The 25200-nt window shown below is 46.5% G+C and carries 22 protein-coding genes, 1 pseudogene, 1 riboswitch and 1 other annotated feature; of the genes and pseudogenes, 6 read left to right on the top strand and 17 right to left on the bottom strand.

What is annotated here, in order from left to right; genetic code table 11:
- Nucleotides 1–57: 57 nt before the first annotated feature.
- A complete protein-coding gene (locus ON064_RS08445; protein WP_274624414.1) occupies nucleotides 58–1578 on the bottom strand; it encodes a cobyric acid synthase in 1521 nt (506 codons plus the stop codon).
- 105 nt (nucleotides 1579–1683) lie between these two features.
- Nucleotides 1684–1865: riboswitch (cobalamin riboswitch) on the bottom strand.
- 142 nt (nucleotides 1866–2007) lie between these two features.
- Between ON064_RS08445 and ON064_RS08440 the strand changes: the two genes are divergently transcribed.
- Nucleotides 2008–2526 carry a cysteine hydrolase family protein gene (locus tag ON064_RS08440; protein ID WP_274624413.1) on the top strand — a complete coding sequence of 173 codons (519 nt, stop codon included), beginning with the start codon at nucleotides 2008–2010 and terminating at the stop codon, nucleotides 2524–2526.
- 1224 nt (nucleotides 2527–3750) lie between these two features.
- On the opposite strand, the gene ON064_RS08435 is transcribed toward ON064_RS08440, so the two are convergent.
- The 4 genes from ON064_RS08435 to ON064_RS08420 form a co-directional block, all read right to left on the bottom strand.
- Entirely contained in the window at nucleotides 3751–3939 is a 189-nt protein-coding gene (locus tag ON064_RS08435; RefSeq protein WP_274624412.1) for a hypothetical protein, read from the bottom strand.
- A gap of 254 nt (nucleotides 3940–4193) precedes the next feature.
- Entirely contained in the window at nucleotides 4194–4502 is a 309-nt protein-coding gene (locus ON064_RS08430) for a TIGR04104 family putative zinc finger protein (RefSeq protein WP_274624411.1), read from the bottom strand.
- Nucleotides 4503–4925: 423 nt separating this feature from the next.
- Nucleotides 4926–7268: an MMPL family transporter gene (locus ON064_RS08425; RefSeq protein WP_274624410.1), complete on the bottom strand. Its 2343-nt coding sequence runs from the start codon at nucleotides 7266–7268 to the stop codon at nucleotides 4926–4928.
- A gap of 26 nt (nucleotides 7269–7294) precedes the next feature.
- A complete protein-coding gene (locus tag ON064_RS08420) occupies nucleotides 7295–7906 on the bottom strand; it encodes a TetR/AcrR family transcriptional regulator (RefSeq protein WP_274624409.1) in 612 nt (203 codons plus the stop codon).
- Nucleotides 7907–8046: 140 nt separating this feature from the next.
- Between ON064_RS08420 and ON064_RS08415 the strand changes: the two genes are divergently transcribed.
- The gene (locus ON064_RS08415; RefSeq protein ID WP_274624408.1) at nucleotides 8047–8703 is read left to right on the top strand and encodes a Type 1 glutamine amidotransferase-like domain-containing protein; all 657 of its coding nucleotides are present in this window, start codon (nucleotides 8047–8049) and stop codon (nucleotides 8701–8703) included.
- An 83-nt stretch (nucleotides 8704–8786) separates the two neighbouring features.
- Here ON064_RS08415 and ON064_RS08410 read toward each other — a convergent pair whose 3' ends face one another.
- Nucleotides 8787–9782, bottom strand: a complete 996-nt coding sequence (locus ON064_RS08410; protein WP_274624407.1) for a YhdH/YhfP family quinone oxidoreductase — start codon at nucleotides 9780–9782, stop codon at nucleotides 8787–8789.
- Between the two features lie 106 nt (nucleotides 9783–9888).
- Between ON064_RS08410 and ON064_RS08405 the strand changes: the two genes are divergently transcribed.
- Nucleotides 9889–10308 carry a MarR family winged helix-turn-helix transcriptional regulator gene (locus tag ON064_RS08405; RefSeq protein ID WP_274624406.1) on the top strand — a complete coding sequence of 140 codons (420 nt, stop codon included), beginning with the start codon at nucleotides 9889–9891 and terminating at the stop codon, nucleotides 10306–10308.
- Nucleotides 10309–10396: 88 nt separating this feature from the next.
- Nucleotides 10397–10638 (top strand) — a binding site (T-box leader).
- A gap of 79 nt (nucleotides 10639–10717) precedes the next feature.
- Nucleotides 10718–11932 carry a tyrosine--tRNA ligase gene (gene tyrS / locus ON064_RS08400; RefSeq protein WP_274624405.1) on the top strand — a complete coding sequence of 405 codons (1215 nt, stop codon included), beginning with the start codon at nucleotides 10718–10720 and terminating at the stop codon, nucleotides 11930–11932.
- 55 nt (nucleotides 11933–11987) lie between these two features.
- Here tyrS and aldA read toward each other — a convergent pair.
- The 4 genes and pseudogenes from aldA to ON064_RS08380 form a co-directional block, all read right to left on the bottom strand.
- A pseudogene (gene aldA / locus ON064_RS08395) lies at nucleotides 11988–13404 on the bottom strand (aldehyde dehydrogenase).
- 99 nt (nucleotides 13405–13503) lie between these two features.
- Complete coding sequence (locus ON064_RS08390; RefSeq protein WP_274624404.1) at nucleotides 13504–14202, bottom strand: Type 1 glutamine amidotransferase-like domain-containing protein; 699 nt, start codon at nucleotides 14200–14202, stop codon at nucleotides 13504–13506.
- A 21-nt stretch (nucleotides 14203–14223) separates the two neighbouring features.
- Nucleotides 14224–14625 carry an NUDIX domain-containing protein gene (locus ON064_RS08385; RefSeq protein WP_274624403.1) on the bottom strand — a complete coding sequence of 134 codons (402 nt, stop codon included), beginning with the start codon at nucleotides 14623–14625 and terminating at the stop codon, nucleotides 14224–14226.
- On the bottom strand, nucleotides 14615–14857 hold the full coding sequence (locus ON064_RS08380; RefSeq protein WP_274624402.1) for a hypothetical protein: 243 nt from the start codon (nucleotides 14855–14857) through the stop codon (nucleotides 14615–14617). Before ON064_RS08380 ends, ON064_RS08385 begins: the two co-directional genes overlap by 11 nt.
- Before the next feature lie 158 nt (nucleotides 14858–15015).
- Here ON064_RS08380 and ON064_RS08375 point away from each other — a divergent pair, with 158 nt between their 5' ends.
- Nucleotides 15016–15690: an ArsR/SmtB family transcription factor gene (locus ON064_RS08375; RefSeq protein ID WP_274624401.1), complete on the top strand. Its 675-nt coding sequence runs from the start codon at nucleotides 15016–15018 to the stop codon at nucleotides 15688–15690.
- Nucleotides 15687–16913 (top strand): MFS transporter, encoded by a 1227-nt coding sequence (locus ON064_RS08370; RefSeq protein ID WP_274624400.1) that lies wholly within the window; start codon nucleotides 15687–15689, stop codon nucleotides 16911–16913. Before ON064_RS08375 ends, ON064_RS08370 begins: the two co-directional genes overlap by 4 nt.
- A gap of 282 nt (nucleotides 16914–17195) precedes the next feature.
- Here the strand turns inward: ON064_RS08370 and ON064_RS08365 are convergent, their stop codons facing one another.
- From ON064_RS08365 to ON064_RS08335, 7 genes are all read right to left on the bottom strand, one after another.
- Nucleotides 17196–18530, bottom strand: a complete 1335-nt coding sequence (locus ON064_RS08365) for a hypothetical protein (protein ID WP_274624399.1) — start codon at nucleotides 18528–18530, stop codon at nucleotides 17196–17198.
- Nucleotides 18531–18546: 16 nt separating this feature from the next.
- Nucleotides 18547–19572, bottom strand: a complete 1026-nt coding sequence (locus tag ON064_RS08360; RefSeq protein ID WP_274624398.1) for an ABC transporter ATP-binding protein — start codon at nucleotides 19570–19572, stop codon at nucleotides 18547–18549.
- Nucleotides 19573–19589: 17 nt separating this feature from the next.
- A complete protein-coding gene (locus ON064_RS08355; protein WP_274624397.1) occupies nucleotides 19590–20552 on the bottom strand; it encodes an ABC transporter ATP-binding protein in 963 nt (320 codons plus the stop codon).
- Between the two features lie 18 nt (nucleotides 20553–20570).
- Nucleotides 20571–21416 carry an ABC transporter permease gene (locus tag ON064_RS08350; protein ID WP_121299575.1) on the bottom strand — a complete coding sequence of 282 codons (846 nt, stop codon included), beginning with the start codon at nucleotides 21414–21416 and terminating at the stop codon, nucleotides 20571–20573.
- Between the two features lie 71 nt (nucleotides 21417–21487).
- Nucleotides 21488–22402 (bottom strand): ABC transporter permease, encoded by a 915-nt coding sequence (locus ON064_RS08345; protein ID WP_274624396.1) that lies wholly within the window; start codon nucleotides 22400–22402, stop codon nucleotides 21488–21490.
- A 50-nt stretch (nucleotides 22403–22452) separates the two neighbouring features.
- Nucleotides 22453–24000, bottom strand: coding sequence for an ABC transporter substrate-binding protein (locus ON064_RS08340; RefSeq protein ID WP_274624395.1), 1548 nt, complete (start codon nucleotides 23998–24000; stop codon nucleotides 22453–22455).
- Nucleotides 23997–25200: M20 metallopeptidase family protein (locus ON064_RS08335; RefSeq protein ID WP_274624394.1), on the bottom strand; the 1204-nt coding region annotated here is incomplete at its 5' end. The genes ON064_RS08340 and ON064_RS08335, both read right to left, overlap by 4 nt.

Raw genomic sequence — 25200 nt, 5'->3', positions numbered from 1 at the left:
CTTTTTGCACTTTATCACCCGCTGCTTTTCAGCGGTATCGAAAAATGCATTATCTCCTTACCCCTTGCTCTTCTGTGCCGCGTCAGCCGTTAAGCCGAGTAGTTGGTAAACCGCTGCGATGTTCATATGGCTGCGGACTTGCTCTGCCAGAAAATCATATGCTTCTTCCCTTCGCTCGGCATCAGGTTTCACATCGTCTTCCAATGGTTCTAATCCTTTTTTGGCACGCAATTCATTGACTAGTTCACGCGTGAATTTTCTATTATGGAAAATGCCATGGAGATAGGTGCCGGCAACGCTGCCATCTGCGCTGACTGCCACGTCCATTCGGCCGTCCGACAGCTGCATAAATGGAACAGCCTCTCCGCGAATGGTCGATCTTCCTAAATGGATTTCGTAGCCTGTCAGCATCTGTCCGTCTTTTACTTGCCTGCCGGTCATTAAAACGGTTTTCTTATGCCCGACAAACACCGTGTCCACCGGCAGTAAAGAAAGGCCGCTTGCCGCTCCCCCTTCCCCGTCAACCGCTTCATGATCTACGAGTGATTCCCCCAGTAATTGAAAGCCTCCGCAAACCCCAAAGATCTTGGTGCCTTGCTCGTGCAGCTGTTGAATCGCTCGATCGAAGCCGTTTTCTTTGAGCCACGCAGCATCGGCCAATGTGTTTTTGGTTCCGGGAATGACGAGCAGGTCAGGTGTACCGAGATCTTCGACTTTTCCGACCAAACGCACGCCCGTTTCCGGTTCATCGAAAAACGGGTCTATATCTGTGAAATTCGAGATTCGTGGGAGCCGGATGACGGCTATATCTACAGCAAACTCTCCTGGCTTCGGTTTTTTAAACCGCAGCGATGAAAGTGCAAGAGAATCTTCTGCATCGATTTGGACATCAAGATAAGGCAAGACCCCGAGCACCGGAATCCCTGTTTCTTTCTCCAGCCAGTCAATGCCATCATCGAGCAGCTCGCGCATGCCACGGAATTTATTGATGATAATTCCTTTTACACGTATTCGTTCCGATTCATCGAGCAAGGCAAGGGTTCCGACGATAGCGGCGAACGCACCGCCCTTGTCGATATCCACAACTAAAATGACGGCGGCATCTGCCAAGTGGGCCATGCGCATATTGGCAATGTCTTTATCCTTCAAATTGATTTCTGCAGGGCTCCCGGCACCTTCGAGCACCAGCACATCAAAATCCTGCTGCAGCCTGCGCATCGACTGCTCGACCGCCGGCATCACTTGCTGCAAAAAATCGTCGCGATAGGTTTTTGCATTCATGTCCATAAAGTGCCGGCCATGGACGATGACTTCTGACACCATGTCCTGCTTTGGCTTGAGCAAAATCGGATTCATGTCAAAAGTCGCCGGAATCCGGGCTGCTTCTGCTTGAACGCCCTGCGCCCGGCCGATTTCGCCGGCTGCTTCTGTCACAAACGAATTCAGCGCCATGTTCTGTGATTTAAACGGAGCCACACGGAAGCCATCATCTGAAAAAATTCGGCATAGCGCTGTACAAATCAAGCTTTTCCCCACGTCGGAAGCTGTTCCTTGAACCATAATGGAAACTGCTGGCATACTTTCCCCCCCACTTGTCAAAACAGAAAAATCCCCCGCGAACCGCGAGGGATTGGAAAAAAACAGCACAAAAAAGACGTACTTCCAGCTTGTCCTCGCAAGCAAACGGGCATTCGCATAAAGGCAGGTCTCCTGGCTCGTGATCACCCCTGAGCCTTTCCAAAGCATCGCTTCAGTGGCTTTTTGCAGATGGCTCTCACTTACAGTGGCGGGACCGCGCCGGAATTCAACCGGCTTCCCTTTTAACTCATGTTCAAGACATAAGCACCTTTATGAATTGGATTCAAACTCTATTTTTCTTTTCATTATATACACAGTCGATCTTGTCCCACTAGCTTTACTTTTTTCATCTGTTACACCAACTGCTATACAAGCAATCGCGCGCTCTATAAAATAAAGGGAAACACTAACTGAAGAGGAGAATGCCCGATGCCCAAGACAGCTTTAGTAATCATTGATGCCCAAAACGAAATGTTCGACCCGGCCAATCCAGTCCATCAAAGCGAACAATTACTGGAGAATTTGCAGTCATTGATCAAAAAAGCGCGTTCAGTCGCTGCTCCCGTCATTTATGTGCAACATAACGACGCCGGTCTTGTAGAAGGCACCGACTTTTGGCAAATCCATTCGTCCGTCACTCCCGAAGAAAGTGATACCGTCGTTCAAAAATGGACGCCAGATTCTTTCCATGAAACAAGATTGCTGGAGGTATTAAAAAACAATGGCATCCAAAACCTTGTCATCGCGGGCAACCAGACTGAGCATTGCATTGACGCGTCCACACGCAGCGCCAGCCAGCTAGGATTTGACGTGACACTCGCCAAAGACGCACACGGCACCTGGGATTCGGAAACAATGAGCGCACAGGAAATTATCGACCACCATAATGGCCTATTAAGCGAGTTTGTCACGTTGCAGGAGACGAAAGATATCGAGTTTGTGGGATGAGTTCCCATAACTCACTTATCTCAATAAAAATTATAATTACTCTTCCCGAGATTAATTTTGGGAGAATTTTTTTTGCAAGAAAGTGAAGCTTTTGAGTTATGCACAAAATGCGATCCACTAAAAAAGAAGAAACTCATATTAGATTTTCTTCTCTTCCGATAATGGTATTTTATGTTAACATGTTACTTAAGTTAAAATATTCCAAAAAGGAGATGTTGAATGTGACTATGGGTATTATTCCTCTAGTATCGATAATTATCTGGATTGCATTGACCTATGAACTTAGTAAACCTTCAGAAAAGCAAAATAAACGAAATATCACAACGTTTACAGCTCTAGGTACATTATCAACTGTAATTTTGACTATTTCACTTTTCCAAAACTTCATATCGTTTTAGAAAAGAATCCTTCGTTTTTGAAGGGTTCTTTTTTATTTTGAATGTAACTTAATTGCCATTATGTTACATTCATTCAAATAAATTATGTTAGCGTTAAGGATATTATACGTAAGTCGGGAATGTTATTGGGGGTGCATCTTATCAGTGAGTCGGTTTTTCGAATTATCCTACTAGTTTCTTTGTTTCTAATAGCTAGTGTAGGGATATTTATTGGTCTCCAGCTAAAGGAAATTATTGACGCTATTGCATTTTTAGCTGCCCAGGTATGATTCTGGATTTTTTATTTGGTTATGGTTGTTGAATAAAATCAGTTAACATAGCTTAAAACACCACTCCTAATAAAGGATAGCGTTTTCTTTCAATTCTTTGATCTGAATGTAACTTACTTAGGATTAAGTTACATTCAGATTCAATAAAAAATCAACTTATCCTAAGTTGATTTTAGTGATGTCTATGTAATTTAATTTTGGTGATTCTGAGTACGCTTTTTGCTTAGGGTGTACGTGTAGAGTAACGCTCCCACAACAAATGGAAGTGCAGCAATCAATATACTCGTCGTCTCTGAGTAGATCAGAATGGCAGGTAAAAACATAAGAATTATACTTAAAGTTTTTAAAAAAGTAATCATTGATTCTACACTCCTAAAACTTTTTCTTGGATAGCAAATGAAACAGGATTACTTGCCTATAACAATTCCTTTCCTTGTAAAAAATGAAATACACTTTTAAAGGTGGCAGCAATAATCGGAATGTAGATTAATTGCTATTAAGCTACATTCAAATTAGTAAAAGAACCGCAGTTTTCAAGGCAGTTCCTATTTCTTTAATCAATTTTCAGCAGCTTTTTTCTTCTTCCATGCATCCCCAATAATAAAGACTAAACCGACCCAAACCATGATAATTGCCATCACAATGACCCAAGGCCAGTTGAACTCTTCAGCAAGCAAATTGTAAATGAGTGAGTAAACAAAGAGAATGACTACTAACCCAAAAGCGATACGTCTAGCGTACTTCATAAATGCACTCCTGACTGTTTCCTGTTTTCTAAACATTTTCCCTCATACTGAGCCCTTTACACATGGTCAGCTTCGATTTCCAGGTAACTTCCATCTGCTTTAATCAAAGAAATTGAATATAACTTAATTCACCTTAAGTTATATTCACATTCAAAAGAAAAGACCAGCTTTTAAAGTTGGTCTTACTGAAGAACTTGATTCTTAAGATGTTTTAGCCACTTTATTTTGATCCCATCATCGTATTTCGATGATTTTTAACGCACGGTCTCTCGTGTATTGGATAATTTTATTAGATAAATAATCATAATCGCTAACACACCGACAATAGGAATTGCTAAGAGCATTGAAGTACTGAAATCTTGATTGAGCAAAGGACGAATCAAAACTACAGCTAGGAATGCAATTATTCCTAAAATTCCTGTTTGGTTTCTAGACTTTTTAGTGACGTATTGTGTTTCTCCGCAATAAGAACATTTTTGCCCAGTATTACCGTTGAATTTAAAAGCGACTTTTAAAGCGTTTGTCAAATTCCATCTATGGCCACAATTCTGACAGGTGGGCATTTTCTTCCCTCCTCTTTTCAAGCTACTCTAAATTTATTCCCTAAAATGTTAATTTAAACCTTTTAATAAGACTAAGCGAATGTAACTTAACTGCACTTAAGTTATATACACATTCTAATCTTTGCATAAAAAATTTCCTCTGACTTTTTTAAAAGTTCTTTTGATACCTTTAAGACTAAAATTGAACCTCTTAGTTTAATATACTGAAATTCTAAATGAATAGATAGATAATTCTGGAAGTAAAACCGTTCGTAAAAGTACACTTTCGCCAAAACTCTGAAATGGACTAAACACCCCGAAAATAGCGTTCGTCAATGCATAAAATAATTTTACGAACGTTCGCTAATTCTTAAGTACTTTTACGAACGATTTTCAGTTACCATCAGAACTCTTTTTCCCTGACGAGCAATCCTCAAGAATTATTTAGCCAAAGAAAAACTGCCGGGAAGCTTCCCGGCAGGTTTCTCCAGTGTTTGTGCGTATCGCTTTGTCTTTTTCATTCAATTCATGAAGCAATTTTTCGCCTTCAATGTCCAGGTCCGGCAGAATCTTGTCGAGCCATTTTGGCAGCCACCAGATTTTATCGCCGAACATCGACATGACGGCCGGCACGAAGATCATGCGGATCAGGAAGGCATCGACGAGGATGCCGAACGCCAGGGCAAAGCCGATTTGCTTGATCATGATGTCATCTGTGAAGATAAAGCCGGAGAATACCGAGACCATGATCAATGCGGCGGCGACGACGACTTTACTCGCCGTCTTGTAGCCGCTGACGATGGCCCCATTGCCTTTTTCACCGTGGATATAGGCTTCGCGCATCGACGACACAAGGAATACTTGATAATCCATGGCGAGTCCGTACAGGATGCCGGTGACCATGATCGGGATAAAGCTCAGCAACGGGCCACCAGTATCGATTCCGAAGAGCGATCCGAGCCAGCCCCACTGGAAGACTGCGGTTGTTGCGCCGAATGTTGCCATGATGCTCAACAGGAAACCGACCGTTGCCTTGATCGGAATCAAGATCGAACGGAAGACGACTAACAGGATAAGCAGTGACAACACGACGATAATGGCGATATAGATCGGGAACACTTCAGCCAACTTCTCCGAAATGTCGATATTGACAGCCGTCAAACCGGTCACGCCGATTTCTGCGTTGGTGTTTTCAGTGGCAGCGGCATCTGTCCGCAAACTTTCCACCAATTGTTTCGTCGCTTCATCAGTCGGCCCGTTTTCTGGGATGATGCTGATGATGGCAATTGTTCCGTCTTCATTGAAGCCGCCTGGCGATACTTCAGCGACGCCGTCGAGCTGTGAGATATTGCTGAGCAGCTGGAAGTATTCCTGCGGATCTACCGCAGCTGCGTCCTGGTCTTTGGCAACGACGAGCAGCGGGCCGTTGAAGCCTTCCCCGAAGCTGTCGGAAATGACGTCATAGCTTTGTCTGACAGCGGTGTCTTGATTAGCGCTTTCACCCGAAGGCATCCCGAGGTTCATCTGCGCGACCGGCACTGCGAGTGTACCAAGAACGATAATGACCAGTATGACCGCGACCCATTTCGTTTTCAACAAGCCAGTAATCCATCCTTGAGCAAAGCTTTGTTTCGAGCTGTTGTTCGTTTGAGCTTTATTTCTCGTTTTGGCTGAGACGATCCGCTCCCCGATTAACCCGAGCAATGCCGGAAGCAGTGTGAGCGCGACTAGTACATCGATCAATACAGTAAGTGCGGCGACGATTGCCATGCTGCTAAGGAACGAAATGCCGATGACCAGCAAACCGCTGAGCGCGATGATGACGGTCAAGCCGGCAAAGAATACCGCGCTGCCTGCTGTGCCGACTGCACGGGCCGCCGCTTCTTTCGCGGTCAATTGTTGTTCGGTGATCAGTTTGCGCTGTCTGTTAACAATGAACAAGGCATAATCGATGCCGACAGCAAGGCCGATCATCAAAGCGAGAACCGGTGTCAGGCTGTTGATTTCGAACATGCTCGACAAGGCGAATGTCCCGCCGACGCCCACACCGACGCCGATCAATGCCACGACTAGCGGCAAGCCGGCTGCGATGAGTGAGCCGAGCGTGACGACCAGGATGACTGCTGCGATAGCAAGCCCGATGATTTCATGCGTGCCCCCGATTGGAATATCGACGCCTTGCAGCGCGCCCGTCGGAATGACCGTGATGGAAGAGTTGTCTTGAGCGATATTCGCAGCGTCTGCGAGTTCTTCGCGTTCCGTTTCACTCAAATCTTCCGCTGTTTTGGTCAGTTGGAACTGGAAAAGTGCGACCGTGCCATCCTCTGAAATCTGGATTCCTGGGACGGGCATCTCCTGGACGATGAACGGCCGGTGGTTGACTTCAGACGCCGGAAGCTGGCTCAGCATGCTTTGCATTTCCTGCATCTGGGCCATCGCTTCTTCGTCCTGCAGCATGTCCATTGGATTGACGACATGTTCCAAACTATAAATTTCATTTGCTGCCATAGCTAAAGCTTGGGCATTGGCCGGATCGTCAATGGCTTCCCCTTCCGGCACTTCGAACAGGTAACTGCCCTGCCCGCCGGATGCTGCCGGGTATTCTTCCGCCAACTCATCCAGCACGTCCTGTGCGGCGGTGCCGTCAATTCTTGTTTCACTGCTTGTATTCACGCCATTCGTTACGATGGCTGTGATGATGACGCCTAAAATGAGCAGCCAGCTGGCAATGAAAATCCATGGCTTGCTATAGGCGGTTTTTCCGATGCTGTAAAAAAATCTCGACACATGTGCAACTCCGTTCTCTACTTTTGTTAGTTAAAGCCTTTTCGTAAATGGCCAAAAACGATATCGATGTATTGGTTAAACTCGTTATCGGTCTCGTCCTGCTCCCCGTCTTCCGGCAATTTAACGGCGATGCTTTCATCAAGCACCGGCAAAATCGCACCGAATACGGCACCGATCAGAATAGGGTAATACTCTTCCGGATAGTCGCTGCCGAACTCTTCACTGATGCCGCGTTTCGCAAAATCCTGAACTTCCATCAATGCGCCGGTTACATACAGCTTGAGCGAAGGGTAGTTGCGCGACAGTGAAATGAGCTGGTTGAGCCGCCTCAATTTATTGATCGTGAAACTTCCGCGGATATATAATTCGATGGTATCTAAAGGCGTATAATTTTCCGTGGAGAAAGCGAAATGGCCGTCGCGATCTAAATAATCATTCATCGTCAAGGAGTTGGCGATCGCTTCTTCCTTGCATGAAAAATAATTGGCAAATGTCCGGCGTGAATAGCCTGCCGCCTGGACGATATCTTCCACGACAAACCCATCCACACCTCTTTCTACCGCTAATTTAAAAGCAGCTTCAGCCAAGGCTTGGCGTGTCGCTATTTTTTTCATATCCCGCAAACCGCTGTCAGTCATTCCATCACCTCATTTTCAATTCTTACATGTTATACCACAAAAATTGCCCAATGTGCAATTTTTCCCTTTGGGCAATTATATAATAACGGACCGATTAACTGTATAATGGCTACCATCAACCATGGACGAAGGAGGCCCTTATGAAAACCCATTATTATTTAGGCTGGTTTACTGACTTTTTTCCGGAGAACCTAAGCAAAGCCTTAAGGGAAGACCTTACAGAACGGAAATCGCTCGTGATGGTCAGCTCGGATCCATCAGACACTGAAGTTGATGGCGCTGTGGAGCGTTCCTGGTTGGATCAGGCAGGCATTTCATTCGATGAATATCATCTAATCGATTCGAGCATAGAGCGCGAATTGGCACATACCTTAATCAGAAATGCCTCGGCCATTTTCTTATTGGGCGGAGATACGCTTAAGCAAAACCGGTTTTTGACGGAGTACGAATTGGCGGAGCCAATCAAAACGAGCGCCGCCTTGATTATGGGTGCCAGTGCCGGGGCGATTAATATGGCCGCTAAATGGCAATGCTCCGAACGCTTTGGGTATGCTGTCGGCATGGACACCGTTTGCGACGGCCTCGCGCTAGACCCTTTTTCCGTACTGTCCCATTTCGATCTCGAAAACAATATGGCACTCGTTCAAGAAGAACTGTCTGCACTGTCAGATGAAATGAACGTATATGCTTCAAATAAAGATTGTGCCTTGCGCTCAAAAGGGGGCAATATCGACATTTTAGGCGATGTCTATATCATGTCCGGCTCAGACATCTGGAAACTGGAGGAGACTTTATAGCTTCGCTAACTGTATAGATGGGCAAAACAAAAAACGTTCAGCAAGCACAGTTCCATGCTTGCCGAACGTTTTTTGGTATGGTTTTAAGCATCTTGGCAATTAACGATCGTTCTCCCTAAATGCTCACCGTTTTTGATCGCTTCGATCGTTTCAGGGACTTCTTCAAGCGAGACTTCATCCGTCAAAGTCGTTTGGGTGATGTTCCAATCAGCCGCCATCTTGTCCCAGATGGCGCCGCGTTTTTCGATCGGCACGTTGACCGAATCGATGCCGAGCAGATTGACACCTCTTAAGATGAACGGCAGGACCGTCGCCGTCAGTTGAAGGCCGGCTGCGTTGCCGCACATGCTCATGCTGCCGCCATAGGAAATTTGCGGGATTAGGACTGATGCCACATCGCCGCCGACAGTATCGAGGACATAATCGAATTTTTGCTTATTCAATGGCTTTTTCAGTTCGCCCAGATCATCCGGGAAAATGACTTCGTTTGCGCCGAGCGATTTCGCCACGTCCACTTGATGGTCTTTGCGCACCAAGGCCGTGATATTGGTGTAGCCGATTTTAGAAAGAATCTGCAGCGCGACGCTTCCGACGCCGCCAGTCGATCCTGTCACCAGCAGCTCCGGATTGTTTTTCGGGTCCATGCCGTTTTGTTCAAGTGCTTGGATCGATAAGGCCGCCGTGAATCCTGCCGTCCCGAACACCATGGCGTCTTTCAAGCTCAAGCCGTCCGGCAAAGGCACGATCCACTCGGCCGGCACGCGGACATATTCGGCGAACCCGCCGGTATGGCTCATTCCCATCTCAAATCCTGTGACAATCACTTCTTGGCCTTCTTGAAAACGTCCGTCTCCTGTATGTACAATCGTTCCACTGAAATCAATTCCCGGGATCATCGGGTAGTTGCGGATGACGCCGCCTTTTTTCTGCACCGCGAGCATGTCTTTGTAGTTGATGGACGAATAAGCGACTTTAACTAACACGTCCCCTTCCGATAGCTGCTCTTCCCCCACTTGTTCTGCTCCGAATACGATTTCTTCTTCCTGTTCTTTTACAACAATCGCTTTAAATGCATCCATTGTTATTCCTCCTTATGTTTTTTCAGCAAAACAGTTCGTTCACAAAATTGTTTTCACACAAAACCTAACATGGTATGCTATACAATGTCAATTTGGAGGAGATTTTATGGAATTAAACGAATGCGTAAATTATTTATTGAGTGTTAGCCAAAATAAAGTTTTCAAATACTTCAGCGGCCTTTTAGAGGAATTCGGGCTGACCCCTGCTCAATACGGCGTGTTGAATTGCTTATGGAGCGAAGGGCAATTATCACCGAAGCAGATTGCGGAATCGATGCACCTCGAAGCTACAACCGTCTCAGGCATCCTCGATAAAATGCAAAAAGCCGGCTTTATCGAGCGCTCGGTGGATCCTGGAAACAGGCGCAATGTTTTAGTAGTTGCCACGCCAAAAGCGATTAGCCTACGAGATCAGGTAGAGGCTGCGACAGCGCAAATGAACCAATCCGCCCTTCAAAACTTATCCTCCGCCGAACAGGCGGCCTTGCTGAAAGGGTTGGCTGCCATCATTGAAACAGAATTGTAAGTTAAGTTTGACTTCTTTTCTATAAGGGTTATAATGAAAAACAATATCTGCATAACGAAGATTTGCCCAAGCATTTCGGAGTATAAGAACAAAAGCGATGATAAGAACGAGTACCTGTGACTGAAGCATACAGAAAGCAGCCGGCTGATGAGAGGCGCATGCGGTGTCTGGGGAAATACCTCTTTGAGCTGTGTACCGAACCTTCAGTAGGCTACACCGGAGTTGCATCCGTAATCCATGCAGGAGTATCGCTTCGGCCGTACTTTCCAAGGGAAGCTGTGCGAGCAGCTTCCGAACTAAGGTGGTAACACGCATATCCGCGTCCTTTAGGGTTTTTCCCTAGAGGACGCTTTTTTGTATTCTTATCGATTTTGCGATATGGACTATTCCAAGACAAGGAGATGTTAGCATGCGACTCACACCCGCTGAACAAATGAAAATCATCGAAAAAGGAGCAGCTGAAATCATCGAGGAAGGCGAATTGCTCGAAAAGCTCGAACGCTCATACAATGAACAGCGCCCGCTCACCATCAAGCTTGGGCTCGACCCGTCCGCACCTGATATCCACCTTGGCCACGCAGTAGTTTTGCGTAAGATTAAGCAATTGCAGGACCTCGGCCATCAGGCGGTCATTTTGATCGGTGACTTCACCGGGCGCATCGGCGACCCTTCCGGCAAGGCCAAAGGACGGACCGCGCTCAGTGACGAAGCGGTCCGGGAGAATGCGGAGACTTACTACGAACAGATCTTCAAAGTGCTCGACAAAACGAAAACAACGGTGCGTTTCAATAGCGAATGGCTGTCGAAGCTGAATTTCGAAGAGGTTTTGAAGCTTGCCGCCAGCACGTCGGTCGCGCGCATGCTCGAACGAGACGATTTCCAGAACCGCTACCAAAACCAGTCGCCCATCGGCATTCACGAGTTTTTCTACCCGCTCATGCAAGCTTACGATTCCGTTGAACTGAAAGCGGACATCGAAATCGGCGGCACGGACCAGACTTTCAATATCTTAATGGGGCGCACGCTGCAAAAGCATATGGGCCAGGAAAAACAAGTCGCCATTTTCATGCCGCTGATCGAAGGGCTCGACGGCGTGGAAAAGATGAGCAAAAGCCTGGGTAATTACATCGGCGTCAGCGAAGCGCCTGAAATCATGTTCAAAAAAGTGATGGAAGTGCCGGATCCCTTGGTCTTCAAATACTTTGAACTGACGACCGATGAGCATCCCTTGGCAATCGAATCCTTACTCGACCGGCTCGAAGACGGTGAAAACCCGCGCAATATCAAACTGGAACTGGCGGAAATCATCACGGCACTCTACCACGGCGAAGACGCGATGAAAGAAGCGAAACGCTACTTCGAGACCGCCTTCCAAAAGCGTGAAATCCCGGAAAATATCCCTTCGCTGCTGGTCGAAATCGGCCAGGAACGCATCGAAGAAATCATCCCGCAGCTCGTGGAATCCGGATTTGTCCGCAGCAAAAGCGAATTCGTCCGGCTCATCGAACAAAACGGCGTATCGTTCAACGGCGACAAGCTAACACGCGAAGAACTCGAGACCGTCGTCCAAAGCGGCGACGTTCTGCAGATCGGCAAAAAGCGCTTCGTGCGTTTTGAAAAATAGTCATAAGAAAAGGCGCAGAAACGGATATCCGTTTCTGCGCCTTTATTGATTCAATCTATTTTTTATATTGCATATAAACGACTTGTGTCGCAAGGAAGTCTTCCATGCCGTGCTTGCCGTCCGCACCGCCGAGGCCGGATTGGCGCATGCCCGCGTGATAGCCTTGCACTGCTTCGAAGTTTTCGCGGTTGACGTAAGTCTCGCCAAACTTCATTTCATTGACGACGCGCATTGCTTCGTTCAGGTCGTCTGTATAGACAGAAGAAGACAAGCCGAAGACCGTATCGTTGGCCATTTCAATTGCTTCTTCAATAGTGCTGAACGTCGTCATCGGAAGCACCGGTCCGAAAATCTCTTCACGCATGATATCGGAATCGTGCGTCACGTTCGTTAAAATAGTTGGCTTGTAGAAGAACCCGGCCAAATCCGCGCGTTCCCCGCCTGTCGCAACGGTCGCCCCTTGCGACACAGCGTCTTTAACCATGCCTTCGACAGTTTCCAAACGGTCTTGGCTGATCAGTGGCCCCATTGTGACGTCTTTGCTTTCTCTCGGGTCACCAAGTTTCGTCGCTTCGAATGCTTGGATAAGTTTTTGGCTGAGCTCTTCCGCTACGCTTTCATGAACATAAAGGCGCTCAGCATTCGTGCACGCCTGCCCGCCGTTTGCGAGTCTTGACGTGGTGATGGCTTTTGCGGCCAAGTCCAGATCTGCATGCTGTGTGACGATAGCTGGCGCTTTGCCGCCAAGTTCGAGATTGACCTTGGTGATGTTTTGCGCTGCCGCTTCCATTACTTTCGTTCCGGCCGGCAAGCTTCCTGTCATCGTGATCATCTGAACTTTCTTGTGAGCTGCCAACGCATTGCCGATTTCAGAGGACGCCTGCTGGGATTTCTTCCATCGCGTCGACCAGTTTCGTAAATTCCATTGCGGTATTCGGTGTCTGCTGGCTCGGCTTGATGACAATTGTGCAGCCTGTAACCAAAGCTGTCGCAACTTTTCTTGCCAAGATAAAGATTGGGAAGTTCCAAGGAATAATGCCTGCCACGACGCCGATTGGCTTCTTGTAGACTAAGATGTTTTCATTTGGACGGTCGCTCGGGACGATTTCCCCTTCGATGCGTCGTGCCCATTCAGACATATAATGGAAGTAATCAATCGCCAAGTCGACTTCGCCGCTTGCCAATTCATAGTCTTTCCCTTGCTCTTCCTGCAATAAGTCGATAAATTTATCGCGGTTTTCGGCGATCTTATCGCCTAGCTTGCGGACGATTTTCCCACGTTCGATATTCGGGGTCAATTCCCATGCCTGTTGAGCTTGATGCGCCGCTTCTACTGCCTTATTTACGTCTTCTTCCGTTCCTTTAGGGATCTTGGAAATCACTTGCTCAGTTGCCGGGTTGATGATGTCGATCCATTCGTCTCCAGTGGACTTTATATATTCGCCGTTCACATACATTTGGTGAGTTTGCAAAAGATCTCCTCCTAATTTTTCAATTAGTAGGTTTTTCCCTTTATGGTTACCAGTAAACTTGGCCTTCTGCACTAACATGCTTAGACAAGAATTAAACTTTCATGTAACGTCAGGCTTTCCCAAAAACCGGGTTTGCAGTTCTTGTTCATATCCCCCGCCTACACGGTAAGCCTTGGCGTAAGGGCGTGAACTGACAGCGCTATGCAAGTCCTGTCCGATAAAATGAAGCGCCACGCCGTCATCTGCGGCGAGCCCTGGCTTGATCTGCCCTTGCTTAAGCAGCCGTTGAAACGTCGGACGCCGGTGCGATTCCCCATCGTAATGAGGGCAATTGCTGCCGGACAAAAAGCCTAAACAGTCCAATGGATGAAGTTCATCGCCGTAAGAATCGGTGACGCCTTGTTCGAACCAGCAAATCGATCCCGCACTGATGCCTGCCAGGACGATTCCTTGGTTCCAGGCTTTTTCGATAATCCGGCCCAAGCCCCATTCCCGCCACAACGCAAGCAAGTTTTTCGTATTGCCACCGCCGACATACAAAATGTCCTGCGACATGACAAAACATTCCAGATCTTGTACCGGCGGCTTGAATAACGACAGGTGCGTCGGCTCGCAGTTTTGTTGTTCGAAGAAATCGTAAAAGCGTGCGATATAGCTATCGGCATCTCCACTTGCCGTTGGGATAAAGCAGATTTTTGGTGTTTCTTTCGGTGATTGTTCCAATATGTATAGATCGAGTAGTGGATTATCAGGCTCCATCGAGAAGCCCCCTCCGCCAAGTGCGATAATCTGTTTCATTGGGTTTCCTCCTGTAACGACTTATTTCTCTTCAACCAGGCGCTGCAATTTCGCCGCGACTTCCAATGGTTTTACATTGAGCTCATTTACCTCTCTCAGCTCAACCCATCTTGGCTCGTACGTTCCGCGATGTCGGTTCGGATCTGTGTACTCTTCTCCCAATCCCGTGCCGAATGTGCCGCCCGTCCTTTTCGCCAAAAAGAAATGCTGATCTCCTTCGTAGTTTATTGTTGCGAAGAGCCCTACAATTTTCACATGCACGCCCAGTTCCTCGAACGCTTCCCTTATTGCTGCAGCTTCCGGCGTTTCGTGTTGTTGAATGCCGCCGCCTGGAAACACATAATACACAGAGCCATCGCGCACGCGTTTAATCAGCGCTACACTATTTTCTTCGATGAGTACGACCGCTCCTCTATTCCCCATAGAGCTCTTTATCTTTTTGATTGCTCAAGTGGATGTAATATGGAAACAGCACGATAAGCAACAACCCGATCGTTCCGCTCACATAGCCCAACCCCATCAAAAACCCGCCATTCTTGAACGATACATACTGCCTTGCGCCGCATGATGGGCAGTTCTTGCCGTCTTTTGCTGCGCCCAGTTTCCAGATATCTTTCGCTTTCCATTTAACTCCGCAATTTGTGCAATGTGCCATTATTCACCACTCCTTGCTGCTAATTACGCTTTTACTCGTATAAAGTTTCAAATGATCGCAGAAAGCTAACCAAGCACCAACTCTTTACAAATCCGAAGTCATTCCATTACACTTTATCTATTCAATAAAACACTTGAATAGATAAGAGGTGACCTAATATGGAAGCACGGGAATTCAAAAATTTCGCCTACGGGCATTTCACGAAAATCAGCAAAGCCTTATCGAGCCCAAGGCGTTTCGAACTGCTTGATTATTTGGCACAGGGTCCGAAAACGGTGGAACGACTGGCGAAAGAGACTCACATGTCGGTGGCGAATACATCACAGCATCTGCAGGCATTACGTGAAGCGCGTTTGGTCGCTTCTTCGAAAGTGAAAAACCATCATTATTATGAACTTGCCGATAATGAAGTCGCCGAATTATTGCAGTTGACGAAACGGCTCGCTGAACGGCAATTTCCCGATATGGGCGAGGTCCGGACGATGGAAACGACAGCGGGTGGTGCGGTTCCGGTCATGTCCTCGGCCGAGGCATCGGAAGAAGTGGCTAGCGGACGCGCGGTATTGATCGACGTGCGGGCTGAAGATGAGTACGCCAGCCGCCACTTGACGGACGCCGTGTCGATTCCGCTAGCACAGCTCGAAGAAAAACTGGAACAATTGCCGGTTGGCAAGAAAGTCATTGCCTATTGCCGGGGCGCTTATTGCCTTTATGCGAGTGACGCTGTACGTTTTCTCCGCGAACGCGGGTTTGAAGCGTACCGCTTGGACGAAGGGCCGGCGGATTCAGCCATTTCCCAGGAAATCGAAGCGGACGGTGGCAAGATTCGATGAGAAACATCCAATTCGGCATTAAAGAAAATATCGTCCAGTTTCTCCTGCTGGTGCTGACGAACTTTTTCGTCGGTTCGATGGTCGGGCTCGAACGAACTGTCCTGCCGATTATCGGCGAAGAAGAATTCGGGCTCGCTTCAGCGAGTGCCGCGCTGTCGTTCATTATCAGCTTCGGGTTCTCGAAAGCAATCGTCAATTATTTTGCCGGTGCCATCGCCGACCGGCTGGGCCGCAAAAAAGTACTGATCGTCGGATGGAGTGCGGGGCTTTTTGTACCGCTGCTCGTCATTTTCGCCGAGGCCTGGTGGATGATCGTCGTCGCCAATATTTTCCTTGGCATTAACCAAGGCCTCGCTTGGTCGATGACGGTCAATATGAAGATCGACCTCGCGAAGCCGACAGAGTGCGGTCTCGCGGTCGGGCTCAACGAATTTGCAGGCTATACCGGTGTTGCCGTCATGGCAGCTTTGTCCGGTTACGTTGCCGCGACTTTCTCAAACCGCCCCGAACCGTTCTATATTGGATTGGCAGTCGTAGCGATCGGCCTTATGCTATCGTTTCTCGTCCGGGATACCGGCGAACACTTGAAGCGTCAGGCCAAGTCGTCATCACAAGAGGCGGCCCTTTCCGCAGGTGAAGTGTTCAAGCGCACGGCGTTCAAAAACCCGACGCTGTCGACCGCCACCTTCGCCGGGCTTTCCACGAATTTGAAAGATGGCATGGCGTGGGGCTTGTTTCCGTTGTTTTTCGCAGGCGTCGGGCTGAGTGTTCCGGAAATCGGCTTGCTCGTCGCTTTGTATCCGGCCGCGTGGGGCTTTTTCCAATTGTTCACGGGATTCTTGAGCGACCGCTGGGGCCGGAAATGGCTGATCGCCGGCGGCATGTGGCTGCAGGCTGCCTCGCTATGGCTTTTGCTGATGGTCGACCAATACAGCTTATGGATTGTGGCTTCCATCCTTCTCGGCCTTGGGACAGCAATGGTCTATCCGACTTTGCAAGCAGCGATCAGCGACGTGGCCGCACCTTCTTGGCGTGCTTCTTCGATGGGTGTCTACCGTTCATTCCGCGACAGCGGCTATGCATTCGGCGCATTATTCGCCGGTATCTTGACCGACGTCATCAATGTCGAATGGGCGATCGGCTTGGTTGCCCTTCTGCCGATGATTGCCGGTGTGATGGCTGCGCTGCGTATGAAAGAAACGCTTCCGGAGAAGACTTTGTAAAATCTTCCGATATGCGAAATTCACTAGTTATGATTTGGACTTCAACTTTCAGCGGACCGCGCGTCTATAGGGCTCTCATCACGGGTTTGGTGAGGGCCACGCGACGGATGTATAGGAATTAGAAAGTGAATTTTGCGATTCCCGGAGGCAGTATCTTGATTTTTACTCTCTCACTCTGACTTGTCCGAACCCAAGTGCCGGTTTAAGATGTGGAGAATGAAGAATAATCGGTAATGAAAAGCCCTGGCAAAGGGATTTCCTTTTGCCAGGGCTTTCGATTATTTAGCTTTCTTGTTTTCCTTTACTGAGAATAAACTCATATACTTTTTTGGGTCTGCCCCGCTTCCCGGATTTTTGTTCTTCCATAGCTTCCCGGATTAAACCCATTTGTTCCATTTCATTTAATATCCGCCTCGAATTCCGTTCCGAACTTTTCAAAAGTCCTGTAATTAAATCACTGGAAAAATAGGGGATGTTTTTTAGCTTTACGTATTGATAGATTTTCGCTGGGATGGTTATACGGTAGTTATATGTTGTTAAAATATCAATCCAATACTCAGGCAACTGGCTGTCATTTTTTGGATCAACCATAGTTTCCGAACCGGCTAAATCTTCTATTATCCCGCTCTCATCAACATAAATAGCCTTCATTTCACTTTTGCCAGAAACGTGCTCAAATGCAGTTTGAACATTCAACTCCGCTCCATGAATTGTATAACCAGAACCGATGCCAATGTGAAAACTAAGAGAAGTTCGCATGCTTATTTCTTTAGCAATTTGCATAATCGAATGAGGAGAGAATAATAATTCATAGTCGCCTTGTGTAGTATAAATAAAATAAATCCCTCTGCCTTTGTGTATCAAAGATCCATTTAACTTTTTAGTAATTTGCAGCAGTTCCTGCTCGAACTCCAATTCTTTTTCTCTTTCATAAAAACTGTAATCTGCTTTTTGGGGCATCTTTTCATTTTTTAATAGTTCGAAGCCTACCACTGCAACTTTCTGTTTTTCATATACGTGACTTTTTGCTCTAGAAACTAATAAATTGAAAATTGTTTGAATAGCTAGCTTTGAGGGTTTCACCCGATAACAAGGGATGCCTAGAGAAGTTAACTCCCAATACACTTTCGCTAAGCAAGTTAGAGCGACTTTCGTTTTTCCTGAACGGTAATTATTAATGTGAAAATCAATAATTTCTTGGTAGTTTACAGTGCCAGCATGGTGATGCAGCTCAAACTTAATATTGTTTAACTGATATTCCGAGAAAAGCGACTGAACAATTGATTCATCAACTATATCGAGACTCATATGTTTAATGAATTGATCATGCTCATGCATAGCTTGCAAACATGTTCCTAGCAGCGCCATTCCGTGAAGAGGGGGATACGCCGCTTCCTCAGGTGTGATCAGTTCATTTTCGATACAATAGTCGTAAGGAATCGGCCCTGAAAAAATCCATTGTGTAACTTCATAACGATGTTTTTTCAGTATATCAGGCAATTGCTCAGTAGCAGAATACTCAAATTCCACCAATTCTATTCTTTTGTCTAAGGCTGCTACCTGACGGATTACTTCAATTGAATCTGCAGGACCAATGGCTCCAATTCGTACTTTCACGCGTATTCTCTCCTTTTTATGCCTTGTCGGAGGAATGTGGCAAAACATCTGTATTTTCATCCACTAAAGGATAGTGACAGGCTACATAATGTTCAGGCAATATCTCCCTGTATTCTGGGGTAACTTTTTTGCAATGCTCTGTGGCAAACGGGCACCTTGGGTGGAATGCACACCCTGAAGGAGGATTGGTAGGACTGGGGATTTCTCCTTCTATTAATAAATGCTCTTTCCTTAATCTTGGATCTGGAATCGGCACAGAATCGAGCAATGCATGCGTATACGGATGGAGCGGGTGATGAAATATTTCATCTCTATCCGCCATCTCCACCATCTTCCCTAAATACATTACCCCAATCCGATCGCTAATATGCCTTACTGCTGGCAAGCCATGGGCAATGAAAATATACGTCAAGTCCAGTTCCTTTTGAAGCTTTTTCAACAAATTCAAGATTTGCGCTTGAATTGAGACATCCAGTGCAGAAACTGCCTCATCGCATACGATGACTTTAGGCTTTAACGCTAAAGCTCGTGCAATGCCGATGCGCTGTCTTTGTCCGCCACTGAATTCATGAGGAAAACGCGTCATTTGGTGTTTCTGCAGACCTACCAGGTTCATCAAATCCAGTACCTGTTTCTTCAACTCCTCGCCTTTAGCGATACCGTGCACAATCAATGGTTCCCCGATGAGCTCTTCTACAGTCATCCGCGGATTGAGTGAAGAATAGGGATCTTGGAAAATTACCTGCAAGTCTCTTCTGGCAAGGCGAAGTTCTTCTTGAGTCATCTCAGCCAAATCTCTATCCTGAAAATAAATATGGCCTTCCGTTGCATCCAATAACCCAAGCATCAACTGTCCCGTAGTAGATTTCCCACAACCAGATTCCCCTACGATGCCCAGCGTCTCGCCTTTATACACCTGAAAATTCAAACCATCGACTGCACGTACTTTTGAATTCACCTTTTTTATAAAACCTTTGGAGATATCGAAATGCTTTTTAAGATCTTGTACTTCCATTATAATATTTTTTTCAATCACATTCATGTAGTCATCTCCTGCCTTTAAACTTTGATGCACCGTTTTGCATGATCTGCTGAAATGTATTCCAAAGGCGGATGGATTTTCGTACATTCAATATCTCCCAACGGACAACGCGGGTAAAATTTGCAGCCACTCGGCATGTTGGAAGGATTAGGGACTGTTCCTTCAATCGAATAAAGTTCATCCACCACATCGTGGACTTTCGGAATTGAAGCCATCAATCCTTTTGTATAGGGATGTAGAGGATTTTCAAAAAGCTCGTAAATTGGCGCTTCTTCCACCACTTCCCCCGCATACATGACAATGACACGATCCGCCAGTTCTGCAACCACCCCAAGATCATGGGTAATGATGATTGTGCTGGTATTGGATTTTTCCTTTATATTTCTCATCAAGGTCAAAATTTGTGCTTGAATAGTGACATCCAAAGCAGTAGTAGGCTCATCCGCGATTAGAAGTTTAGGGTTGCAGGAAAGGGCCATGGCGATCATCACACGTTGCCGCATCCCACCTGATAGTTGATGCGGAAAGCGGCCCATTACTTTGTCTGCATCAGGAATCCCTACCGTCTCTAGCATTTCAATTCCTTTTTTGTTTGCCTGCTCTTTTGTCATATCATAGTGCAGAATCAGGGTTTCCCTTAATTGATAACCGATATTGAATACCGGATTCAGCGCAGTCATCGGTTCTTGAAATATCATTGAAATTTCATTGCCGCGAATTTTACGGTATTCTTTCTTACTGAGGGTGCGCAGATTTTTATCTTCGAATGTTACTTTCCCGTCATATATTTCCCCATTGGCTGGTAAAATCCCCATTAATGCTAGAGATGTGACACTTTTGCCGCTACCGGATTCTCCAACAATCGCCAAAGTTTCACCTTGCTTAACGGAAAATGACACACCATTTACTGTAGAAATATATCCATCTTCAGTTTTGAAGCGCACTTTGAGATCTTCTATTTCCAACAAGTTTTTCGTCATGATCTCACCTTCTTTCAATTACTCTTTAATTTTAGGATCAAGTACATCTCTCAACCAATCTCCGAGAAAAATGACGCCCAGCACTGTAATGGTAATAGCAATACCTGGGAATGTGGCTACCCACCAGCTAGTTGCAATATATTCTCTGCCATCGCTCAGCATCAATCCCCAGGAAACGTCAGGTGATTGAATTCCTAATCCAAGGAAACTTAAGCTGGCTTCTAAAATGATGGTCGTCGCTACATTCAATGTCGCAATGACGATAAAAGAAGAAATGACATTTGGTAAAATATATTTCCTAATAATTCGCCCGTTTTTTGCTCCAATCGCTCTTGCTGAACGCACATAATCACGTTCTTTAACACTAAGTGTTTCACTACGCACCATCCTTGCATAAACAACCCACGAAGTTCCGCCGAGCACCAGAATTAAAGTGATCAAGCTTGGTCCCATCACGGCAAGGATAATAAGCATGAACAAGATATTCGGGATGGCCAATAAGGAATCGACTGTCCGCATTATAAGGAAATCCCAAAACTTCCCGTAGTATCCAGCAATCAAACCTAAGGCCATACCGATAGCCCCAGCCAGTAAAACCGCACTGATCCCAACTAATAGCGATATGCGGGAGCCGAAAATGATGCGGCTTAAAATGTCACGCCCCAAATTATCGGTGCCCAGCGGGAATTCCATCGTACCGCCAAGCCAAAACGGCGGCAATAAGCGGTCCACTACATTAGTTTGTGCCGGGTCATGTGGTGCTAGTACGGGAGCTAAAATGGCGATCAATACTACAGTCACTACAATTATCAGCCCTGCCATTCCTGTCTTGCTCCTCAACAAACTTTTCGCTAGCTTCTTCATGGAGCTCTTGTATTTTGTCGCCTTCGGCAGCGCTGTAGTATCAGTAAGTTGGGCCAAATCTGTCCCCCCCTTTAATCATATTTGATACGCGGGTCCAAGAATCTGTAAATCAAATCCGCTGATAAATTACTCAAAATAACAAATATCGCAATAATGAAAGTGGCTGCCTGAACCACTGCCATGTCGCGCAAGTTCACCGATTGAACAAGTAATTGTCCAAGACCAGGCCATGCAAAAACCGTCTCAGTAATCAAAGTTCCACCGATCAAGGTCGATGTTTGTAGAGCCATAATCGTCACTACTGGAATCAATGCATTACGGAAAGCGTGTTTATTGACGATAATCGCCTCGCCTAATCCTTTGCTTCTGGCCGTACGGATAAAATCTTGTCCCAAAATCTCCAGCATACTGGAACGGATCAACCGAGTCATTTCCGCTGCAATTCCGGTTCCTAAGGTCAGCGCTGGCAGCACTAAATGCCATAATGTACCTCGGCCCGAAACAGGGAATACCTGAAATGTCACTGATAGCAAGAGAATCAGCATAATGCCAAGCCAAAAGTTTGGCATTGCTTTTCCTAAAACTGCTCCACCTGTAATGAAGAGGTCAAAAAAGCTATTGCGCTTTACGGCTGACAAAATTCCGAGCGGCACCGAAATGATGACCGCAATAACCATCGATGCGATGGCCAACTCCAATGTGGCCGGCAGCCGCTCCATAATGAGCGACAAAGCATCGGTGTTATATCTGAATGAGTCCCCAAAATCCCCTTGTACCAAGTTCCCTAAATAAGTGAAATATTGAACAGGGAGAGGTTCATTGAATCCCAAAGATTCCCTCAATGAATCACGCTCTTCTGCAGTGGCTGTTTCCGGCAGCATCAAAGACACCGGATCTCCCGTTACTCTCACTAGTAAAAAGACAATAAGCGTGATAAGGAAAAGTACAGGAATGGTTTTTAATAAGCTTTTCAAGAAATACTTCATCTACATTCCTCCCTTATTGAAAAAAAGGAGGTTTCCCCCTCCTTTTTTCATCATTTCAATGTGATTGAATCAGCATAGAACATCTCGTTCAAGCGCGGCTCAAACTCCACTCGATCGTTGATGCCTGTAATGGCGTCAAGTTGGAATGTATAGATTTGCGGACGATCTTCTGCAATTATTTCTTGAGCTTCTTGGAACTGCTCGATTCGTTCTTCTGCATTCATGTTTTGCTCAGCTTCTAGAAGTAATTCGTTTACTTTTTCATTATCATAATCTGTTTCACCTTCTGCACTTTTAGTAGTCAAACGTTCTAAACCAAGTGAGGCATCAAACATCGAGTTGCCATAACCAATGTAAAAGATATCTTCAAACGAACGCTCTTGGTACCTCTGGGCAAATGCACTCCATTCAAGGAATTCCAAGTTAATCGTAATACCTACTTCCGATAACATCGCAGCCATCAGTTCGGCACTTTCTCTGTCTTTCAGGTAACGGCCATTCGGCGCACTCATCGTCAATTCCACACCATCCGCATATCCCGCTTCTGCCAATAATTCTTTCGCTCTTTCAGGATCGTATAAGGATTCGCCGTATAGATCTTCATTAGCACCAGTATTACCAGGTGTTATTCTTGTACGAGTTACAGTACCTGCGCCTTCAAGCAACGAATCGACCATTGCCTGTTTATCGATCGCCAAATCGATAGCCTCACGCACTTTCGGATCTCCTGTAACACTGTCTTCATCTGTTCGCAACACCATCATCATGACGCGCTGGGTCGGGGATTGAACGGCTGTCACGCCTTCAGTGGACTCAATTCGTTCCACATCGGTCGGTGGAATGTTTACCGCTACATCGACACCACCCGTCAATAGTTCAGAAACTCGTGTAGAGTCTTCCGGAATACTGCGGAAAACAACTTCTTCCCACTTCGGTTCGTCGCCAAAATAATCTTCATTGGCTTCGAGTACTAGGCGGTCATCTTTTCTCCACTCTTGTAATTTATAAGGGCCGGTCCCGACCGGTTCTTCAAGGAATACTTCCCAGCCTTCCTCTTCGATATAGTCTTTTGGCAAAATGCTTGATCCTAGACGCGACAAGCGGTTCAGCAATGCGGGCTCCGGGTTTTCCGTGACAATTTCAAATGAATAGTCGTCGATGACGTTCACTTCAGAGATTTGGTTATAGTTTCCGTGTTCAAGAAGTGTGTCGTCATTGGCTACACGTTCCAAGGTGAACTTCACGTCTTCTGCTGTGAGGTCCTCGCCGTTATGGAATTTTACGCCTTCACGTAATTCGAATGCCCACGTCCGGTCATCTACGTTCTCCCAGCTTTCTGCTAGATCACTTTGGAAGCCCTCTTCGCCTTCATTCGTTAGCAGATAGTTGAACATATTGACATGCACTGCTTCTGTTGAAGTCGTATTGTGGTCATGAATATCAAATGTCACAATATCTGTTCCGTTGGCGATCGTCAGTGTTTTGCTGTCGCTCGTTTCCACCGGCTCTCCTGCACCCGATTCACCCGCATCTTCCGATGAACAGCCTGCTATGACAAGGCCGCACCCTAAAACTGTTGTCCATACATACTTTTTCATTCCGCTTCCCCCTTATTTAAATAGTTATATGCAAATATGCTCAATACCGAAATGCCGTATAAAAAGGATTCTTCATCTACATTGAATTTTGTATTGTGGTTCGGGTAGGCGGTGTTATCGCCGCCGTTCGTGCCGAGCTGAAAAAAGACCGAGGGCACATGCTCCGAATAATAGGAAAAATCTTCCCCGCCCATCGAAGGCGGTGTCCGCTTAATCGACTCTTTGCCATACAAGCTTTCAATAGTGGATAACAGCTTTTCTCTGACCCCTGGATCATTTCTGTTTGAAGGAGTCACATGATGATAGTCCAAGGAAGAATCGCCGCCGAAACTTGTGGCGATGCCTTTCGCGATCATTTCGATCCGTTTCGGCATTTGTGCTCGTGTGTCAGGATTCAAAGTTCTGACTGTTCCTTTAAGTTTGACTGAATTAGGAATAATCGTCGCTTTGGTGCCCGCTTCTATTTGCCCGAAACTGATGACAACCGAATCGAGCGGATCGATTTGCCGGCTGACGATTTGTTGAAGCGAGACCAGTACTTGGCCAGAAATGGCGATAGGATCCACCGTTTTATGGGGATGCGCAGCGTGACCCCCTTGCCCGGTCACTTCCATTTCAAAAATATCCACCGCTGCGCAACTGTGTTCGGTTTTCGTTATCGCAAACATGCCCGTGTGGACAGTCGGGTGGACGTGCAAACCGGCCATGACTTCCACTTGCGGATTGTGGAGTGCTCCGTCTTCGATCATCGCTTTAGCGCCTGCCCCGATCTCTTCGGCGGGCTGAAAAACCAGTTTCATGGTGCCACCGGGTATACCCCTTTCCGCTAACACTTTGGCAACGCCTAATAAAATCGCTGTATGGGCATCGTGGCCGCACGTATGGGCCAGTCCATCATTGACGCTACTGTAGGATTCATCAATTTCATCCATCATCGGAAGAGCATCCATATCTGCTCTCAACCCTACGACAGGACCGCGTTTATTGCTGCGCAATATGCCGACGACGCCGGTTTTTCCGACTTCTTCTTGCACTTCGTAGCCCCAATTTCTCAGCTTTTCAGCGACGATTGCCGCTGTCCGAGTTTCTTCAAAAGCCAGTTCCGGATGTTGCCGCAAGTCTCTTCGTATTTCTACCACTTCTTTGAATACTGATTTTATTGAATCGTGCCAGTCCGGATGGGAATGCTTTAGGTCAGAA

This window comes from Planococcus sp. A6, from assembly GCF_028823615.1.
Classification (GTDB): Bacteria; Bacillota; Bacilli; order Bacillales_A; family Planococcaceae; genus Planococcus.
The sequence above is the reverse complement of the archived record's forward strand: the minus strand, read 5'-3'. Positions and strand labels throughout refer to the sequence as shown.

Excerpts from the sequence above, each read along its gene's own strand:
- ON064_RS08390 (WP_274624404.1), bottom strand. The coding sequence starts at position 14,202 with ATGAAACAGATTATCGCACTTGGCGGAGGGGGCTTCTCGATGGAGCCT.
- ON064_RS08355 (WP_274624397.1), bottom strand. The coding sequence starts at position 20,552 with ATGACGAAAAACTTGTTGGAAATAGAAGATCTCAAAGTGCGCTTCAAA.
- ON064_RS08435 (WP_274624412.1), bottom strand. The coding sequence starts at position 3,939 with ATGAAGTACGCTAGACGTATCGCTTTTGGGTTAGTAGTCATTCTCTTT.
- ON064_RS08420 (WP_274624409.1), bottom strand. The coding sequence starts at position 7,906 with ATGACTGACAGCGGTTTGCGGGATATGAAAAAAATAGCGACACGCCAA.
- ON064_RS08410 (WP_274624407.1), bottom strand. The coding sequence starts at position 9,782 with ATGGATGCATTTAAAGCGATTGTTGTAAAAGAACAGGAAGAAGAAATC.
- ON064_RS08340 (WP_274624395.1), bottom strand. The coding sequence starts at position 24,000 with ATGAAAAAGTATGTATGGACAACAGTTTTAGGGTGCGGCCTTGTCATA.
- ON064_RS08350 (WP_121299575.1), bottom strand. The coding sequence starts at position 21,416 with ATGAAGAAGCTAGCGAAAAGTTTGTTGAGGAGCAAGACAGGAATGGCA.
- ON064_RS08445 (WP_274624414.1), bottom strand. The coding sequence starts at position 1,578 with ATGCCAGCAGTTTCCATTATGGTTCAAGGAACAGCTTCCGACGTGGGG.
- ON064_RS08385 (WP_274624403.1), bottom strand. The coding sequence starts at position 14,625 with ATGGGGAATAGAGGAGCGGTCGTACTCATCGAAGAAAATAGTGTAGCG.
- ON064_RS08405 (WP_274624406.1), top strand. The coding sequence starts at position 9,889 with ATGGAATTAAACGAATGCGTAAATTATTTATTGAGTGTTAGCCAAAAT.
- ON064_RS08415 (WP_274624408.1), top strand. The coding sequence starts at position 8,047 with ATGAAAACCCATTATTATTTAGGCTGGTTTACTGACTTTTTTCCGGAG.
- ON064_RS08345 (WP_274624396.1), bottom strand. The coding sequence starts at position 22,402 with ATGAAGTATTTCTTGAAAAGCTTATTAAAAACCATTCCTGTACTTTTC.
- ON064_RS08360 (WP_274624398.1), bottom strand. The coding sequence starts at position 19,572 with ATGAATGTGATTGAAAAAAATATTATAATGGAAGTACAAGATCTTAAA.
- ON064_RS08440 (WP_274624413.1), top strand. The coding sequence starts at position 2,008 with ATGCCCAAGACAGCTTTAGTAATCATTGATGCCCAAAACGAAATGTTC.
- ON064_RS08380 (WP_274624402.1), bottom strand. The coding sequence starts at position 14,857 with ATGGCACATTGCACAAATTGCGGAGTTAAATGGAAAGCGAAAGATATC.
- ON064_RS08370 (WP_274624400.1), top strand. The coding sequence starts at position 15,687 with ATGAGAAACATCCAATTCGGCATTAAAGAAAATATCGTCCAGTTTCTC.
- tyrS (WP_274624405.1), top strand. The coding sequence starts at position 10,718 with ATGCGACTCACACCCGCTGAACAAATGAAAATCATCGAAAAAGGAGCA.
- ON064_RS08375 (WP_274624401.1), top strand. The coding sequence starts at position 15,016 with ATGGAAGCACGGGAATTCAAAAATTTCGCCTACGGGCATTTCACGAAA.
- ON064_RS08430 (WP_274624411.1), bottom strand. The coding sequence starts at position 4,502 with ATGCCCACCTGTCAGAATTGTGGCCATAGATGGAATTTGACAAACGCT.